12 protein-coding genes, 2 tRNA genes and 1 pseudogene are annotated in these 15,539 nt (G+C 63.8%); 6 read left to right on the top strand and 9 right to left on the bottom strand.

Annotation, left to right across the window (positions count from 1 at the left end; all coding sequences use genetic code 11):
• The first annotated feature begins 66 nt into the window (after positions 1–66).
• Positions 67–1,341 (top strand): MFS transporter, encoded by a 1,275-nt coding sequence (locus NJ69_RS12165; RefSeq protein ID WP_039579392.1) that lies wholly within the window; start codon positions 67–69, stop codon positions 1,339–1,341.
• 25 nt (positions 1,342–1,366) lie between these two features.
• The gene (locus NJ69_RS12160; RefSeq protein ID WP_432416617.1) at positions 1,367–2,209 is read left to right on the top strand and encodes an amidohydrolase family protein; all 843 of its coding nucleotides are present in this window, start codon (positions 1,367–1,369) and stop codon (positions 2,207–2,209) included.
• 47 nt (positions 2,210–2,256) lie between these two features.
• Here the strand turns inward: NJ69_RS12160 and NJ69_RS23195 are convergent, their stop codons facing one another.
• Both NJ69_RS23195 and NJ69_RS23190 read right to left on the bottom strand, forming a co-directional pair.
• A complete protein-coding gene (locus tag NJ69_RS23195; protein WP_432416637.1) occupies positions 2,257–3,120 on the bottom strand; it encodes a methyl-accepting chemotaxis protein in 864 nt (287 codons plus the stop codon).
• Positions 3,112–4,176, bottom strand: a pseudogene (locus NJ69_RS23190) (methyl-accepting chemotaxis protein); the annotation flags it as partial. The gene NJ69_RS23195 and the pseudogene NJ69_RS23190, both read right to left, overlap by 9 nt.
• Positions 4,177–4,444: 268 nt before the next feature.
• On the opposite strand from NJ69_RS23190, the gene NJ69_RS12150 reads away from it, so the two are divergent.
• Positions 4,445–6,319, top strand: a complete 1,875-nt coding sequence (locus tag NJ69_RS12150; RefSeq protein ID WP_039579387.1) for an MFS transporter — start codon at positions 4,445–4,447, stop codon at positions 6,317–6,319.
• A gap of 15 nt (positions 6,320–6,334) precedes the next feature.
• On the opposite strand, the gene sugE is transcribed toward NJ69_RS12150, so the two are convergent.
• From sugE to rdgC, 3 genes are all read right to left on the bottom strand, one after another.
• The gene (gene sugE / locus NJ69_RS12145) at positions 6,335–6,652 is read right to left on the bottom strand and encodes a quaternary ammonium compound efflux SMR transporter SugE (RefSeq protein ID WP_039579384.1); all 318 of its coding nucleotides are present in this window, start codon (positions 6,650–6,652) and stop codon (positions 6,335–6,337) included.
• A gap of 125 nt (positions 6,653–6,777) precedes the next feature.
• Positions 6,778–7,728, bottom strand: coding sequence for a bile acid:sodium symporter family protein (locus NJ69_RS12140; protein ID WP_039579382.1), 951 nt, complete (start codon positions 7,726–7,728; stop codon positions 6,778–6,780).
• A 132-nt stretch (positions 7,729–7,860) separates the two neighbouring features.
• Complete coding sequence (gene rdgC, locus NJ69_RS12135; RefSeq protein WP_029611987.1) at positions 7,861–8,781, bottom strand: recombination-associated protein RdgC; 921 nt, start codon at positions 8,779–8,781, stop codon at positions 7,861–7,863.
• Positions 8,782–8,966: 185 nt separating this feature from the next.
• Between rdgC and NJ69_RS12130 the strand changes: the two genes are divergently transcribed.
• The 3 genes from NJ69_RS12130 (at position 8,967) to NJ69_RS12120 (ending at position 11,088) form a co-directional block, all read left to right on the top strand.
• Positions 8,967–9,042 (top strand) — tRNA-Val (locus tag NJ69_RS12130).
• 13 nt (positions 9,043–9,055) lie between these two features.
• Positions 9,056–9,132 (top strand) — tRNA-Asp (locus NJ69_RS12125).
• 249 nt (positions 9,133–9,381) lie between these two features.
• On the top strand, positions 9,382–11,088 hold the full coding sequence (locus NJ69_RS12120; RefSeq protein ID WP_039579379.1) for a molecular chaperone HscC: 1,707 nt from the start codon (positions 9,382–9,384) through the stop codon (positions 11,086–11,088).
• Here NJ69_RS12120 and NJ69_RS12115 read toward each other — a convergent pair.
• The 4 genes from NJ69_RS12115 to NJ69_RS12100 all read right to left on the bottom strand — a co-directional run bounded on the left by NJ69_RS12115 (position 11,082) and on the right by NJ69_RS12100 (position 15,487).
• A complete protein-coding gene (locus NJ69_RS12115) occupies positions 11,082–13,748 on the bottom strand; it encodes a DUF805 domain-containing protein (RefSeq protein ID WP_039579377.1) in 2,667 nt (888 codons plus the stop codon). The genes NJ69_RS12120 and NJ69_RS12115 overlap by 7 nt on opposite strands.
• Positions 13,745–14,437: a DUF1266 domain-containing protein gene (locus NJ69_RS12110; RefSeq protein ID WP_029611986.1), complete on the bottom strand. Its 693-nt coding sequence runs from the start codon at positions 14,435–14,437 to the stop codon at positions 13,745–13,747. The genes NJ69_RS12115 and NJ69_RS12110 overlap by 4 nt, the downstream gene beginning before the upstream one ends.
• 73 nt (positions 14,438–14,510) lie before the next feature.
• A complete protein-coding gene (gene map, locus NJ69_RS12105; protein WP_039579374.1) occupies positions 14,511–15,287 on the bottom strand; it encodes a type I methionyl aminopeptidase in 777 nt (258 codons plus the stop codon).
• A complete protein-coding gene (locus NJ69_RS12100) occupies positions 15,284–15,487 on the bottom strand; it encodes a ParD-like family protein (RefSeq protein WP_039579371.1) in 204 nt (67 codons plus the stop codon). The genes map and NJ69_RS12100 overlap by 4 nt, the downstream gene beginning before the upstream one ends.
• Between the last annotated feature and the right edge of the window lie 52 nt (positions 15,488–15,539).

Here is a 15,539-nt window from a genome sequence, read left to right as displayed (position 1 = left end):
CGGGGTGCTGCCTGCCTGGCCGGTGCGAGTCCGGCCACCCTTACACGACCTAGAAGGATAAGAAACATGTTCAGTTGGTACCGCGAAATCACCTCGCGCGAGCGCAAGACATTCTGGGCCTGCTTCGGCGGCTGGTCGCTCGACGCCCTGGAAGTGCAGATGTTCGGCCTGGCCATTCCGGCGCTGATCGCCGCGTTTTCCCTGAGCAAAGGCGATGCCGGTCTGATCAGTGGCCTGACCCTGGTCACCTCGGCCATCGGCGGCTGGCTCGGCGGTACCCTGTCCGACCGCTATGGCCGTGTGCGCACCTTGCAGTGGATGATTCTCTGGTTCTCCTTCTTCACCTTCCTGTCGGCCTTCGTCACCGGCTTCTATCCGCTGCTGTTCGTCAAGGCCATGCAAGGTTTCGGCATCGGTGGCGAATGGGCGGCCGGCGCGGTGTTGATGGCCGAAACCATCAATCCGAAGTACCGCGGCAAGGTCATGGGCACGGTGCAAAGTGCCTGGGCAGTGGGCTGGGGCCTGGCAGTGGCGCTGTTCGCGCTGATCTATTCGCTGGTGCCGCAGGAGTTCGCCTGGCGGGTCATGTTCTTCGTCGGCTTGTTGCCGTCTCTGCTGATCATTTGGGTGCGCCGTAACGTGCAGGAGCCAGACAGCTTCCAGCGCCTGCAGAAAGACCAGGTTGCGCCGCGCAGCTTCGTCAAGTCGATGGCCGGGATCTTCCGCCCGGAACTGCTGCGCGTCACCTTGCTGGGCGGACTGCTGGGCTTGGGTGCCCACGGTGGCTATCACGCGGTGATGACCTGGTTGCCGACCTTCCTCAAGACCGAGCGCAACCTGTCGGTGCTCAACTCCGGCGGTTACCTGGCAGTGATCATTTTCGCCTTCTGGTGCGGCTGCGTGGTCAGCGGTCTGTTGATCGACCGCATCGGCCGCCGCAAGAACATCCTGCTGTTCGCCCTGTGCTGCGTTCTGACCGTCCAGGCCTATGTGTTCTTCCCCCTCAGCAACACGCAGATGCTGTTCCTCGGTTTCCCATTGGGCTTCTTCGCCGCTGGCATTCCGGCCAGCCTCGGGGCGTTCTTCAATGAACTCTATCCAGCCGACGTGCGCGGCGCCGGGGTGGGCTTCTGCTACAACTTCGGCCGCGTGCTGTCGGCGGTGTTCCCATTCCTGGTCGGTCACATGAGCGAGTCCATGTCGCTGGGCGCGGCGATCGGCATCGATGCCGGTATCGCCTACGGTGTGGCGGTGATCGCCGCGCTGTGCCTGCCGGAAACCCGCGGGCGCACATTGGAGCCCGAGGCGGCTGCCTCGACCGCTCCGGCCATGGCCAAGTAACGATCCACATTCTTCAATCTTTTCGATGAGCGCCATGCCCCACGCTACCGTTTCTCCTTTCACGGCCATCGACAGCCATGCCCACGTCTTTAACCGTGGGCTGAGCCTGGCGGCCGAGCGTCGCTATGCACCCACCTACGACGCCCCGTTGGACGATTACCTGGCCATGCTCGCTGGGCATGGTTTCAGCCACGGCGTACTGGTTCAGCCGAGCTTTCTCGGCACCGACAACCGCTACCTGCTGGCTGCCCTGAACAGCGCGCCCCGGCAATTACGCGGGGTGGTGATGCTTGAGCACGATGCGGACCGCGCCAGCCTGGAACAGATGCACCAGGCGGGCGTGCGCGGCGTGCGGCTGAATCTGATGGGGCAAGCGCTGCCCGATTTACGCGATGCCGCCTGGCGACCGCTGCTGGAGCACATCGCTGCACTGGGCTGGCATGTCGAGCTGCATCGTCAGGTGGCCGACATCCCGGCGTTGGTGAACGCCTTGCACCCCTATGGCGTGAAGATCGTCATCGATCACTTCGGTCGGCCCGATGCGCGCCTGGGTCTGGGTCAGCCAGGCTTTGCCGAGATGCTGACGCTGGGGGGACAGGGCAGGGTGTGGGTCAAGGTGTCGGGGATCTATCGTCTGGGCGGCTCGGCGACGCAGAACCTGCTCTTCGCTCGCCAGGCGCTGGGAATGCTGGAGGCGCACTATGGCGCCGACCGCCTTCTGTGGGGCAGCGACTGGCCCCACACCCAGCATGAATCGGTGGTGAACTTTACGGGCGTGGTCGAACAGTTCGAGGCGCTGGGCTGCTCGATGGCCCTGCGCCAAGCGCTGTTGGTGGATACCGCGCGGGCCCTGTTCGACTTCCAGTAACCCGCCTTGCTTGACGGTGTCGGGGCGGGCGGGCCGCCCCCTGCACTTTAGACGCGGAAGCGGCTGATCATCTGCTGCAACTGCCCGCCCAGACGCGCCAGCTCGACGCTGGACACCGAGGTGTGCTCACTGGCCCCTGCCGTCTGTTCCGAGATGTCCCTGACCGTCACCACGCTGCGGCTGATTTCTTCGGCCACTGCGCTCTGCTGCTCGGAGGCGGCGGCAATCTGCTGGTTCATCAGTTGGATGCCGGAGACCTGCTGAGTGATGCCTTCCAGCGCCGCGCCCGCCTCGCGCACCAGGGCCACGCTGCTTTCGGTCAGGCTCTGGCTCTCTTCCATCAAGTCGCTGACCGAACGAGTGCCCTGTTCCAGGCTGTTGATCGCCGACTCGATTTCTGCCGTCGAGGCCTGGGTGCGTTGCGCCAGGCTGCGCACTTCATCAGCCACCACGGCAAACCCACGGCCGGCTTCACCTGCTCGCGCCGCTTCGATGGCCGCGTTGAGCGCCAGCAGGTTGGTCTGCTCGGCCACGGCCTTGATCACGTCCATTACCTTGCCGATGCGCTGGCTTTCGTTGCGCAGCGCGTCCATCGCTTTATTGGTGGCGTCCACCTGGCTGGCCAGCCGGTCGATCTGCGCCACCGCACGGGTGACCACGCTTTCGCCCTCGCGGGCTTCCAGATCGGTGGCGCTGGCGGCCACCGAGGCGTCGCCGGCGTTGCGCGCCACTTCCTGCACCGTGGCGGCCATTTCCTGCATGGCGGTGGCGACCTGGTCGGTCTCCTGGCGCTGGCTGCTGGCACCGGCGCTGGTCTGTGCGGTGATGGCCGAGAGTTCCTCGGTGGCGCTGGCGATCTGCGAGATGCCATCGCGCACGCCGCCGATCAGTTGGCGCAGGTTGGCGGTCATGCCTTGCAGGCTGTTCTGCAACTGACCCAGTTCGTCGCGGCGACGGCTGCTCGGCTGTTCGCTCAGGTCACCGGCGGCTACTTGTTCCATGGCCAACAGTGCCCGGCGCAGTGGCGGACTGATCTGGCGCGCGATCAGCACGGCCAGCACGATGCCCAGCACCAGCGCCAGCAGGGTCGTGACCAACTGCAGGTTCTTGGCGAACTGGCTGTCCGAATTCACCAGTGTGCCTTGGCCGTCGAGCAGCAGGCCGATGGCTTCGGTCAGGTTGGCGATGTCCTTGGCCATGCTGACGCGGTAGTCGGCCAGTTTGCCGATCTCGCCGCGATAGGTTTCGACCTTGCCGGCATAGGCGCGGACCTGTTCGCTCAACTGTGCGGTGGCGTCGGCGGCCTGGCCGTTCAAGGCCGCGATCAGCCCGGGCAGGGTGTTCACCGTGGTAGCGATCTGATCGTTCATGGTCTTTTCGCTGTCGGCATTGGTGTTGCTGGTGTAGCCGCGCACCTGGTAACGCAGCAGGATCAGGTTCTCGCGAATCTGATTGACGGCCTCGCTGCGTGCGTCGCGTTGCTCGGCATCGGTCAGGGCGCGCACTTGCTGGCGAATGCTCTTGAGGGCCGCGAACGACTGATTGGCGAGGGTGCCCATGTCCTTTTGCGCCGAGCGCATGGTCTGGTATGACTGCAGGCTGAGGCTCTGTGTTTGCACGTAGCTGGTCAGGGACTGTTCGGCTTTGCCCAGCAGTTCGACGTTGCGCGGGGTGCGGATCACTTCACGCAGGCGCTTGAGCGGTGGCTGCAATGCATCGCTGGCGGTGAGCAAGGCCTGGGTCTGCTCGTCGTCGCCGTTTGCTAACGTATGGCGCAGACGCGCTTCGCGCAGATCGCCCAGGGCATCGTTGAGGATCGACACATCGCGCACCACTTCGCTGCGACGAACAATCTTGCCAAGGGCGTCCCAGCTGATCAGCGACTGGATCAGGGTCAACGTCAGGACGAGGCCGAAGCCGAGCGCCAGTTTATGGGCGATTTTCAGGTCGCCGAACCAGGTAAACATCTGCGGTGGTGCTCCTTAGTGATGCATCGAAGAAGGGCGAGGGGGGAATTGCCGTTGCTGGATCTAGGTCATGTATATGAATATCGGCAGAACTGTAACAATCTGAAAATTATTTGACGACAAATTAATGGCGTAGTGCCAGCAACTTGCTGCGTGGTTAACGGATTCGCCCTGAGGCGGTTGCCAGAGGTGTGCATTCACGTGCAGATTTGTCGCCTCTCACGATGAGCACCCTTCAAATGACAAAGCCCTCTCAGGAACAAGGACGATGAGTCATTCCTCGCAATTCACCTTGCTCGGCAAGCGTCGCTTCCTGCCGTTCTTCATCACCCAATCGCTGGGCGCCTTCAACGACAACCTGTTCAAGCAGTCGCTGATTCTGGCCATCCTCTACAAACTCAGCCTGGAAGGTGATCGCTCGATCTGGGTCAATTTGTGCGCGCTGCTGTTCATCCTGCCGTTCTTCCTGTTCTCGGCGCTGGCGGGGCAGTTTGGTGAGAAGTTCGCCAAGGACGCGCTGATTCGGGCGATCAAACTGGCCGAGGTGGCGATCATGGCGATCGGTGCCGTGGGCTTTCTCAGCGGTCACCTTGAGCTGATGCTGCTCACCCTGTTCGCCATGGGCACGCATTCGGCGCTGTTCGGTCCGGTGAAGTACTCGATCCTGCCGCAGGCGCTGCACGAGCAGGAGTTGGTCGGCGGCAACGGGCTGGTGGAGATGGGCACCTTCCTGGCGATCCTGGCCGGCACCATCGGCGCCGGGGTGATGATGTCGTCAAGCGATTACGCCAGCGTGGTGGCGGGCGGCATCGTCGGCACCGCTGTGCTGGGTTATCTGGCCAGCCGCTGGATCCCTCGGGCGGCGGCGGTGGCGCCGCAGATGCCGCTGGACTGGAACATCTTCAAACAGTCCTGGGCCACCTTGCGCCTGGGCCTGGGGCAGACGCCTGCGGTGTCGCGTTCGATCGTCGGCAACTCATGGTTCTGGTTCGTCGGTGCGATCTACCTGACGCAGATTCCCGCCTATTCCAAGGACTGGCTGCACGGTGACGAGACGGTGGTCACCTTGGTGTTGACCCTGTTCTCGGTCGGCATTGCTGTCGGCTCGCTGCTGTGCGAGCGCTTGAGCGGACGCAAGGTTGAAATCGGTCTGGTGCCCTTCGGCTCGTTCGGCCTGACCCTGTTCGGTCTGCTCTGGTGGTGGCATTCGGGTGATGTTCCGGTGGCTGACGCACCTCACGACTGGTTGAGTCTGCTGGGGCTGCACCAGGCCTGGTGGATCATGGCGTCGATCATCGGCCTGGGCGTTTTCGGCGGTTTCTATATCGTGCCGCTGTATGCGCTGATCCAGGCACGCACCCCTGAGCAGGAGCGCGCGCGGGTGATCGCCGCCAACAACATCCTCAATGCCCTGTTCATGGTGGTGTCGGCGCTGGTCACCATCGGCTTGCTGAGCGTGGCGAAGCTGAGCATCCCGCAGTTGTTCCTGGTGGTGTCGCTGCTCAACATCGCGGTCAATGCCTACATTTTCAGCATCGTGCCCGAATTCACCATGCGCTTCCTGATCTGGCTGCTCAGTCACTCCATGTACCGCGTCGAGCACCGCGACCTGGACCGCATTCCCGACGAAGGGGCGGCATTGCTGGTGTGCAACCATGTCTCGTTCGTCGACGCGCTGCTGATTGGCGGTGCGATCCGTCGGCCTATACGTTTCGTCATGTACTACAAGATCTACAACCTGCCGGTGCTGAATTTCGTGTTTCGCACGGCGGGTGCGATCCCCATCGCCGGGCACAGCGAAGACGCGGCGACGTACGAACGCGCGTTCGCGCGCATCGCCGAGTATCTGCAGGCAGGCGAGTTGGTGTGTATTTTCCCGGAGGGCAAGCTGACTGCCGATGGCGAGATCGACGTGTTCAAGGGCGGGGTCAAGCGGATTCTGCAGGAAACCCCGGTGCCGGTGATTCCGCTGGCGTTGCAGGGCTTGTGGGGCAGCTTCTTCAGTCGCGATCCGGCCAAGGGCTTCCTGCGCCGCTTGTGGTCACGGGTGACGCTGGTGGCTGGGGCCGCCATCCCCGTGGAGGCGGCCCAGCCCGAGGTGCTGCGCGAACAGGTCAGCGCCTTGCGCGGCGCGCGCCGTTGAAGGGTGCGCTGAAGGTCAGCTAGCGCTGACCTTCAGGCCGATCAGGCCGGCGACGATCAGCGCGACGCTGACCAAGCGCACCAGCGCCATGGATTCGCCGAACAGGATGATGCCAGCGATGACCGTGCCCACTGCGCCGACGCCGGTCCAGATGGCGTAGGCAGTGCCCAGCGGCAGTTCTTTCATGGCCAGTCCCAGCAGGCCAAGGCTGACCGCCATGGCCGCAACGGTCAGGGCAGTGGGCAGGGGGCGGGTGAAGCCGTCAGTGTACTTCAGGCCGACGGCCCAGCCGACCTCGAACAGGCCGGCGAAGAACAGAATGATCCAGGACATGATGGGTCTCCATCGTTGCGAGATGGGGCCGTCCCCGGAATGGTCACGCAGTGCGTCGTGAGGTCGTCCTCACCGTGCGCACTATGGTGCACATCTGGCCGTTGCCGGGCAAGAGGCCTGCCCGGTCACCGCTGGACAGAGGTTTGATCGGGCGCTTCCATGCGCCTGAACCAGGTCGAAAGCAACGCCCCGGAAATGTTGTGCCACACGCTGAACAGTGCGCTGGGCACCGCCGCCAGGGGCGAGAAGTGTGCAGCCGCCAGTGCTGCGCCCAGCCCCGAATTCTGCATGCCCACCTCCAGCGCCAGTGATTTGCGCTGGGCCAGCGGCAGTTTGCACAACTTGCCGGTCAGGTAACCGAGCAGGAAGCCGAAGCTGTTATGCAGGATCACCACCGCCATGATCAGCAGGCCGGACTCGGCGATCTTCGCCTGGCTGGCGGCCACTACTGCGCAGACGATCATCACGATGCTCACCACCGACACCAGCGGCAGCACCTGAACGGCCAACTGGACCCGCGCGCCGAGCAGCTTCTGCGCCATCACGCCGAGCACGATGGGCAGCATCACCAATTGCAGGATCGACCAGAACATGTCCATGAACGAGACCGGCAACCAGGCCGAGGCCAGCAGCCAGATCAACGCTGGCGTCAGCAGCGGTGCGAGCAGGGTGGTGACCGCCGCGATCGCGACCGCCAGCGCCAGATCGCCCTTGGACAGCCAGACCATCACGTTCGATGCGGTCCCGCTCGGGCAGCAGCCCACCAGAATCACGCCCACCGCGATCTCCGCTGGCAAGTGGAACAGCTGGCACAGCAACCAGGCCATGCCCGGCATGATCACGAAGTGCGCCACCACCCCGAGCGCCACCCGCCAGGGCTGGCGGGCGAGGGCGGCGAAGTCGTCCAGCTTGAGGGTCAGCCCCATGCCGAACATCACCAGTCCCAACAGCGGCACGATGGCCACCTTGAGTCCGATGAACCACTGCGGTTGCAGGAACGCCAGGCAGGCGAACAACAGCACCCACAGCGCAAAAGTGTTGCCGACGAAGCGGCTGAGGGCGGCGAGCGCACGCATGGGGGGGAACCTCCGGAGGGGCAGCGGCAAGCTTTTAGCTGCAAGCTGCAAGTAAAAGCGGTGCCCGTGAGAGCACCGCCGTATCGCTTTTGATCTTTCTTGCAGCTTGTAGCTCGAAGCTTGCAGCTGCTTTTAGACTCCCTGGGGAATCTCTTCGCCGCCGAGGGCTTCGAACAGCTGCGGGAGGAATTCGTTGAGGGTCATCATCATCAGCAGGAAGCTGGCATCGAACTGCTGTTGGGCTTCGTCGCCGCCGTCCTGTTCGGCCTGCTCCTGCAGCAACTCCTCGAACTTCAGGCGCTTGATCACCAGCTTGTCGTCGAGCACGAACGACAGCTTGTCCTGCCAGGCCAGAGCCAGTTGCGTCACCAGCTTGCCGGTGCTCAGGTGCAGCTGGATTTCCTCGCTGGCCAGGTCCTGGCGCTTGCAGCGCACGATGCCGCCGTCTTCGGCGGTGTCGCGCAGCTCGCATTCGTCCAGCGGATAGAAGCCTTCGGCCGGTTGCTGCGACTTGACCCAGTCGGTCATGGTCGCGCTTGGGGCGATCTTCACCGTGGCCGGGCGCACAGGCAGCGAGCCCATCACTTCGCGAAGGGTCGACAGCAGGTCTTCGGCGCGCTTGGCGCTGGCCGAGTTGACCAGAATCAGGCCCTGGCGCGGGGCGATGGCAGCGAAGATCATCGAGCGGCGGATGAAGGCACGCGGCAGGAAGGCCTGGATGATCTCGTCCTTTATCTGGTCGCGTTCCTTCTTGTAGACCTTGCGCATCTGCTCGGTCTCGATTTCCTCGACCTTTTCCTTCACGGCATCGTTGACCACGCTGCTGGGCAGGATGCGTTCTTCCTTGCGCGCGGCGATCAGCAGGAACTCACCGCTGACATGCACCAGGGGCGCGTCTTCGCCTTTGCCGAAGGGGGCGACGAAGCCGTAGGTGGTCAGCTCCTGGCTGGCGCATGGGCGGGCCGGTTTGCTGGACAGTGCCGCTTCCAGTGCCTCGGCCTCGAAGGGAACATCCTGGGTGAGGCGGTAAGTCAGCAGGTTCTTGAACCACATGGGGGGAAAGCTCTCCTTAATGCATAAGGCGGGCATTATTCTCCGAGCGGTGCTCGCAGGCCAACCCTGTCACAGGGCCAGTAGTCACTTATTCCTAGGTCATTGAAAGATCAGAAAAAAAATTTGAAAAAAGTGCTTGCCAGGGTGAAGGGTCGTCCGTAGAATGCGCGCCACACCGAGACGAAGGGTGATTAGCTCAGCCGGGAGAGCATCTGCCTTACAAGCAGAGGGTCGGCGGTTCGATCCCGTCATCACCCACCACTCGATGTATAGCGCAGCGGTAGTTCAGTCGGTTAGAATACCGGCCTGTCACGCCGGGGGTCGCGGGTTCGAGTCCCGTCCGCTGCGCCATATTCACGCTTCCAGGGCCCACTGAACACCCGGAAGCAGCAAAGAAAGCGACCTTAGGGTCGCTTTTTTTGTGCCCGTCGTTTTTCCAAGTCGGTTTCACGCGAGTTTCAGCCCGGCGCGCCCCCTTGCCTGAAGTCCGATTGCATCTTCGCCTTCAACTCGCGGTCCCATTAGGTCAGAATCTCCCGCTACGCCGGATGCCGCCAGCAGGCCGCGCGCCCGGCTCTCCTTTGCCAGCAGAGACCGACCATGCAGGATGCCAGCTCCTCTCCAACGCCCGTCGAATCCGCCCCCTTGCTGGGTATCGACCTGGGTACCACCAACAGCCTCATTGCCGTCTGGCAGGACGGCAAAGCACAGCTCATCGCCAACGCCGTGGGCGAGGTGCTGACGCCCTCGGTGGTCAGTGTCGATGAAGACGGCAGCATCTTGGTGGGCAGTGCCGCCCGTGCCCGCCTCACCACCCATCCCCATCGCACCGCCGCAGCGTTCAAGCGGTTCATGGGCAGTGACAAGCGTTTCGAACTGGGCGAGCACCGCTTCACGCCGGAAGAGCTGTCGGCCCTGGTGCTCGGCTCGCTCAAGCAGGATGCCGAGGCCTATCTCGGCTGCCCGGTGAGCGAGGCCGTGATTTCCGTGCCGGCCTACTTTAGCGACGAGCAGCGCAAGCGCACTGTGTTCGCGGCCGAGCTGGCGGGGCTGAAGGTGCAGCGCCTGATCAACGAGCCGACGGCTGCCGCCATGGCCTATGGTCTGCACGAACAGAAGTTCGAGCGCACGCTGGTGTTCGACCTGGGGGGCGGCACCTTCGATGTCACGGTGCTGGAGTACGCCTTGCCGCTGATCGAAGTGCATGCCTCCACTGGCGACAACTATTTGGGTGGCGAAGATTTTACCGATGCCCTGCTCAAGGCGTGCCTGAGCGATTGGCAACTGACGCTGGAGAGCCTGGAGCCTCAAGCGCTGGCGAGCCTGCACGATGCCATCGAGCAACTCAAGCGTGACATTGGCGAGGGTAGCCTGACCCTGGCCTGGAATGGCGACGGTCAAGCCCGCGAGTGGCTGCTCGACCAGACGCGCTTGCAGTCGATCTGGGCGCCGTTGCTGGCGCGCGTGCGCACCCCCATCGAACAGGCGCTGCGCGACGCGCGGCTCAGCCCGCGCGAGCTGGACAGCCTGGTGCTGGTGGGGGGCGCCACGCGCATGCCGCAGATCCAGCAATTGGTGGCCAAGCTGTTCGGTCGGCTGCCTTATCGCCACCTCGACCCCGACACCATCGTCGCCCTGGGCGCTGCCAGCCAAGCGGCCTGCAAGGCCCGCGACGCGGCGATCGACGAACTGATCCTGACCGACGTGTGCCCCTATACCCTGGGTGTCGCCTCGTCCCGTGGCGAAGAAGTGTCCGGCGCCTTCACCCCGATCATCGAACGCAATACCGTGATCCCCACGTCGCGCGTGCAGCGCTTCTACAGTACCCATCCGGAGCAAAAGGTGGTGCGCATCGCGGTGTATCAGGGCGAGCGTCCCTGGGTGCGAGACAACATCCTGGTCGACAGTTTCGAAATTCCGCTGCAGCCCACCGGACAGGTGCAGTCGCTGGACGTGCGCTTCAGCTACGACATCAACGGCCTGCTCGAAGTCGACGTGACCTTCCTCGAAACCGGGCACAAGCACAGCCACAGCATCGACCGCAGTCCCACGGGCCTGGACAGCGAGGCGCGCCAGGCCAGCCACGAGCGCCTGGCACGCCTGAAGATCCACCCGCGCGATGCCTTGCCCAATCGCACCTTGCTCGCGCGGCTGGAGCGGGCCTGGATGCAGAGCCTGGGCGATGAGCGCGACCTGATCGGCAGTTGGCTGGACGCATTCAATGCGGTGCTGGCCGGCCAGCAGGCGGCAGAGATCAGTCGTCAACGCCTGCAGTTGAGCCAGGCGCTGGACGAGTTGCGTTACTGAGCGTTGAGATGGCGAAGGGCGACTTGCAGCCCTTCGCTGAGCTGCGCGGGATCGTCCGGCGGCGGGCCGTAGCGGTTGGCCAGCTTGTCGCCGGGCACCACCATCAGTGCGGCAGGCGCGAAGGGCGCGAATCGGCAGATCGCCAGGACACCGATCAACATCGGCACGCCTTGGCCCAGGTCACGCAGGCGCCGTAGTACTGAAGTCAGAATCAGCAAGACCGCGACGACCCAAAGCTCTGGCAGTTTGGCCACCGCGGTCAGCACCGCACCGCCCATCAAGGCGACGAAGCAGTGCGCGACGAAGTCGCTGCGGCTGATACGGCTGTTCAGTCGCCAGAAGGCCCAGGAGGGCGCCTGAGGCTCGCGCGCCGCCGCGGCAAGGTGGCCTTCGGTACGCGCCAGCAACGCCATGGCGGCGCAGCGCAGGCCGGTGTCCTGATCGGCATCGTCCTTGGCTTTTTGCAGCCGCATCAAATCGACGGTGCGCGGCGGTTTGGCGGATTTCACCAAGGTGTTGAAGGCACTCACCAACGTCTTGAGCAGTTTGCTGTCCAGTTTTTCCTCACGCTCGATCACCTTATAGGGCAGGCGCGGGACGTTGCCTGCGATCAGGCCTGTGCGCAGTGTGCCGACCCAGGCAGCGCTGCCGCCCAGCGTGTCCAGGCGTGCACGTAGCCAGGTACGTTGCTCGCTGTCCAGCGCGGGGCTGTGATAGAGGGTTGCGCACAGCAGCAGCTCCCCCACCGGGTGTTCTTCCAGTACGTCGGTACTGCCTTGGTAGCACTCGAACAGATTGATCGCGCCCGGCAATCGAGTGCTGGCGAAGGCGTAGGCCAGGTAATGCAGGGGGGGGGCCATCAGCGCCTGAACGGGATCGCGCTCGTCCAGGCAGCGCAGCAAGGCGTTGTTTTCCTGGAACAGCGCCGGGGTGGACAGCAGCAGGCGATGGGTGCGGTGGAACGGATGCTCGGTCGCGTACTGCAGTTGACCTGGCAACTTGGGCGTGATCATGTCCAGCCAGCGCTGGGGCTGAGCGATGGTGGCCAGCATGAACAACTGCTGGCGATGCCAGTCCCACTGTGCAGCGCCCTCGGCCATCGGCGGCAGTTCGATGCCGTGGCGCGCCATGTCGTTCATTACCCGCATACCGAATGGCACCGTGAACATGCGGCGCATGTCGAACGCCTCGTTCAAGCGCTCCAGCGCTTGCGGCGAATACACCCGCATACGTCGCAGCCATTCACGGCAGACCGGGTGCAGTGCTGGCTGCTTGAGCGCCTCTGGGAAGACCGCCCCGTGGTGTGCTGATGCGCAAAACGCTACCAGTGCACGTACCACCGGTGAATGCTCGAGCCAGTGCAATTGCTGTGCGGCCTGGCGCTGAAAGCCTTCGAGGATGAGGTCATCGAGCGGATCGCCGCTGGCGGGCTCATCGAGCAGGCTGCGCAGCAGCCCGGATTCGCCACGTTGCAGTGTCCAGGCCTGCCAGTAGCGGCGCTGCAACAGGCGATCTTCCTGGTCGGCCAGGAGCCAGGCCAGCGGTGGCAATTCATCGTCACCGTCCAGGCGCCAATCGATGAACGTGGCGGCGAAACCCTCCAGCTTCAGGCGCGAGGCCTCGGACCAGCGCGCCAGGGTTTGTGGTGATTGCGCGGGACAGCCGCAGGCCTGGGCGGGATCGGTCAAATCCTCGGGCCAGCTGTGCGGCAGGCTCTGCTGATCCAGCGCCTGGATCAACAACGGCAAGCGTTGCGGTTGATAGCCTGCGCACAGGTCGAGCAACCACCGCTCGGCCTCTGGATGCCGGTGTTCACGCCACAGCCGCAGCCAGCCATTGAGTGCCTGTTCCTCGGCGCCCAAGGCGCTGGCTTGGCGAGCGAGCAGGTACAGCACATCGACGTCGTCTGGCGCCATTTCGTGCTGCTGCTGCAAGCGCGCATGCAGCGTTCGGCTGCCAATCCCGGCCTGACTGAACTGCAGGGTCAGGCGACTCACCAGGTCTTCGTCGGCCGGGAAACCGACGCAAGTGTGGCAGTCGGCGAACTGGGTGTACTCGAACAGCGGACGTTCCTGGTGGTAGTAGCCAAGGCTGCGGAAATACCAGAGCGTTTCCAATTGCGCCGCGGGTGACCAGTCGCGGATCAGCCGAGTGTCGAAGGGGTCGGGCTCCTCGATACGCTGCAAGAAGGCGGCGACGTCCTGGGCCTCTTCTGGCGGCAGGCGCAACAGTTGCTCGGCCCAGCCCAGCCGCGTGGCCAGCAGACGTACGCACTGGTAGGCGATCGGACCGCAATGGCGCAGCCGGTGCAGCAACTGCCAGTTGAGGTCGTCGAGTTGCTCCAGCGGCAGTTCGTCGAGCTGGCCGATGTAGTCCAGCCAAGCTTGCGGTTCGTAGCGACGGGTCGAGTCTTCGAGCAGCGCCTGGAAGGCGTCGAGGGCCTCGTTGGCCGGCGCGACCTCGTCATTGGACTGCGCGGCTTGTGCGTTTTCGACGTGCTCGCGCGCCAGGCGCTGGGCCTCTTCATAGGCCGCGCGCAGGGCCTGGAAGCCTTCCGGGTCGGTCTCCGGATGGTGCGTGGGCAGGCGGCTGCGGTAGGCCAGACGGATGGTGTCCAGGTCCTGGGTCGGTTCGATACCCAGGCGAATCCAGCAGCTCATGACCAGCAATCCTCTTCCAGGGTCGTGGGGCGTTCAGGCTCGTCGATTGGCAATTCCCAGGGCAAGTCGGCGAGCAATTCGTGGGCGCCGATGCGCAGGTTCAGGACGATGCAGCGGTTCCAGTGCTCGCTGCCCTGGCGCTCCAGGTCGGCGGCGAAGGTGGCATCGCTGCTGTCGGACGCGTTCCATAACGCTTTGCCGAACAGATAACCGGCGATGTAGGTGTTCCAGCGGTTGTAGTAGTGGCGGGCGCGCAGAGCCAGGCGATAGTGCAGGTAGAGGCTTTCTTCGCGGCTGATATGCCCCTTCTTGACCCCGGCGCGCAGCAGAAAGCTCATGCGTCCGAGGTCCCAGGCCCGCGTACCGCCAGGGCCGCAGTCGGGGAAGGTGCGTGCCGCATATTCGTACTTGACCCGGTCGCGAGCCGGCAGTGTCTCCAGCAGCGCCTGCCACTGGCTGGGCAGGCACCGCTGGAACTGCCAGTACGCATTGCTCAATTCACAGGCATGGCCGTTGTCGGCCATGCTGAGCACGTCCAGCAACTGGGCACGGGTAGTGATACCCCAGCCGCTTTCCAGGTCGGTCTGATCATCGCCCTCGAAATAGTCGGGGGCGGTGAAGCTGGCGCCGTTGAGCGCGGCCATGGGGGCGGAGAGGGCGTGCAGCCAGTGCTGGGCGGATTCGTCCATGAGCGGGTCCGAAGCTAAAATGTTGCGGGAATTGTAGGGAGGTTGAGTCCAGCTGAGCAATGCGCTGGGCGTCTCAGCGCTCCGCTTCCTCGGCGCGCAGTGTCAGCACCTCGTAGCCTTGGTCCGTCACGGCCACGGTATGTTCCCACTGCGCCGATAATCCGCCATCTCGGGTGATCACTGTCCACCCATCCTTGAGGGTTCGGGTGCCGCGTGCGCCTTGGTTGATCATCGGCTCGATGGTGAACACCATCCCCGGTTGCAATCTCATGCCCATACCGCGCTGACCGTAATGCAGCACTTGCGGCGCTTCATGCATCTGTGTGCCGATGCCGTGGCCGCAGTACTCGCGCACCACGCTGTAGCCGGCGGCTTCGGCGAACTGTTGGATGGCATGGCCGACATCGCCCAAGGTGGCGCCGGGTTTGACTTGCTCGATGCCCTTCCACAGCGCCTGATACGTGGTGTCGACCAGGCGCCGGGCGTCGTCGCTGATCGCGCCGATGCAGTACATTTTCGAGGAGTCGGCGATGTAGCCACCTTGTTCGAGGGTGATGTCGACGTTGATGATCGAGCCTTCCTGCAGCACTTCATCCTTGTTCGGCATGCCATGGCAGACCACCTGATCGACCGAGGTGTTCAGCGCATAGGGAAAGCCATACTGGCCTTTGCTGGCCGGGCGCGCCTTGAGGGTATCGACGATGAATGCTTCGGCGCGATCGTTGATCTGCAGGGTGGTGACGCCCGCGCGGATGAAGCCGTCGAGGTCAGCGAAGACGCGTGCCAGCAGCTCGCCTGCACGGCGCATCAGGGCCAACTGGTCGGCGTTCTTGAGGATTGGTTTGCTCATTGCACCAGCTCCTTGAGCGTGGCGTGTTCCTGGCGCAGCAATTGGCGCACGAGTTCGGGGTAGGTCGCCTCGGGATGCAACTCGGCCAGCATGCCGATGCGAATCCAGTGCTCGGCCTGGGCGTTGATCGAACGTGACATCGCGCCGCTGGCGATGCGCAGGTCTTCGTGGAGGTGGTCGCAGATCTTGACGATGCCCATGGGGAGTTCTCGGTATGAAACGTATATGGATCATATAGCGAGGGATGGGGAG

It is taken from the genome of Pseudomonas parafulva (assembly GCF_000800255.1).
In the GTDB taxonomy this organism is placed as follows: domain Bacteria; phylum Pseudomonadota; class Gammaproteobacteria; order Pseudomonadales; family Pseudomonadaceae; genus Aquipseudomonas; species Aquipseudomonas boreofloridensis.
The sequence above is the reverse complement of the archived record's forward strand: the minus strand, read 5'-3'. Positions and strand labels throughout refer to the sequence as shown.

Bases quoted from the DNA above. Each gene is read 5' to 3' on its own strand.
- NJ69_RS12140 (WP_039579382.1), bottom strand. From the start codon at position 7,728: ATGCGTGCGCTCGCCGCCCTCAGCCGCTTCGTCGGCAACACTTTTGCG.
- NJ69_RS23195 (WP_432416637.1), bottom strand. From the start codon at position 3,120: ATGACCGCCAACCTGCGCCAACTGATCGGCGGCGTGCGCGATGGCATC.
- NJ69_RS12160 (WP_432416617.1), top strand. From the start codon at position 1,367: ATGAGCGCCATGCCCCACGCTACCGTTTCTCCTTTCACGGCCATCGAC.
- rdgC (WP_029611987.1), bottom strand. From the start codon at position 8,781: ATGTGGTTCAAGAACCTGCTGACTTACCGCCTCACCCAGGATGTTCCC.
- NJ69_RS12100 (WP_039579371.1), bottom strand. From the start codon at position 15,487: ATGGGCATCGTCAAGATCTGCGACCACCTCCACGAAGACCTGCGCATC.
- NJ69_RS12115 (WP_039579377.1), bottom strand. From the start codon at position 13,748: ATGAGCTGCTGGATTCGCCTGGGTATCGAACCGACCCAGGACCTGGAC.
- NJ69_RS12110 (WP_029611986.1), bottom strand. From the start codon at position 14,437: ATGGACGAATCCGCCCAGCACTGGCTGCACGCCCTCTCCGCCCCCATG.
- NJ69_RS12165 (WP_039579392.1), top strand. From the start codon at position 67: ATGTTCAGTTGGTACCGCGAAATCACCTCGCGCGAGCGCAAGACATTC.
- map (WP_039579374.1), bottom strand. From the start codon at position 15,287: ATGAGCAAACCAATCCTCAAGAACGCCGACCAGTTGGCCCTGATGCGC.
- NJ69_RS12150 (WP_039579387.1), top strand. From the start codon at position 4,445: ATGAGTCATTCCTCGCAATTCACCTTGCTCGGCAAGCGTCGCTTCCTG.
- sugE (WP_039579384.1), bottom strand. From the start codon at position 6,652: ATGTCCTGGATCATTCTGTTCTTCGCCGGCCTGTTCGAGGTCGGCTGG.
- NJ69_RS12120 (WP_039579379.1), top strand. From the start codon at position 9,382: ATGCAGGATGCCAGCTCCTCTCCAACGCCCGTCGAATCCGCCCCCTTG.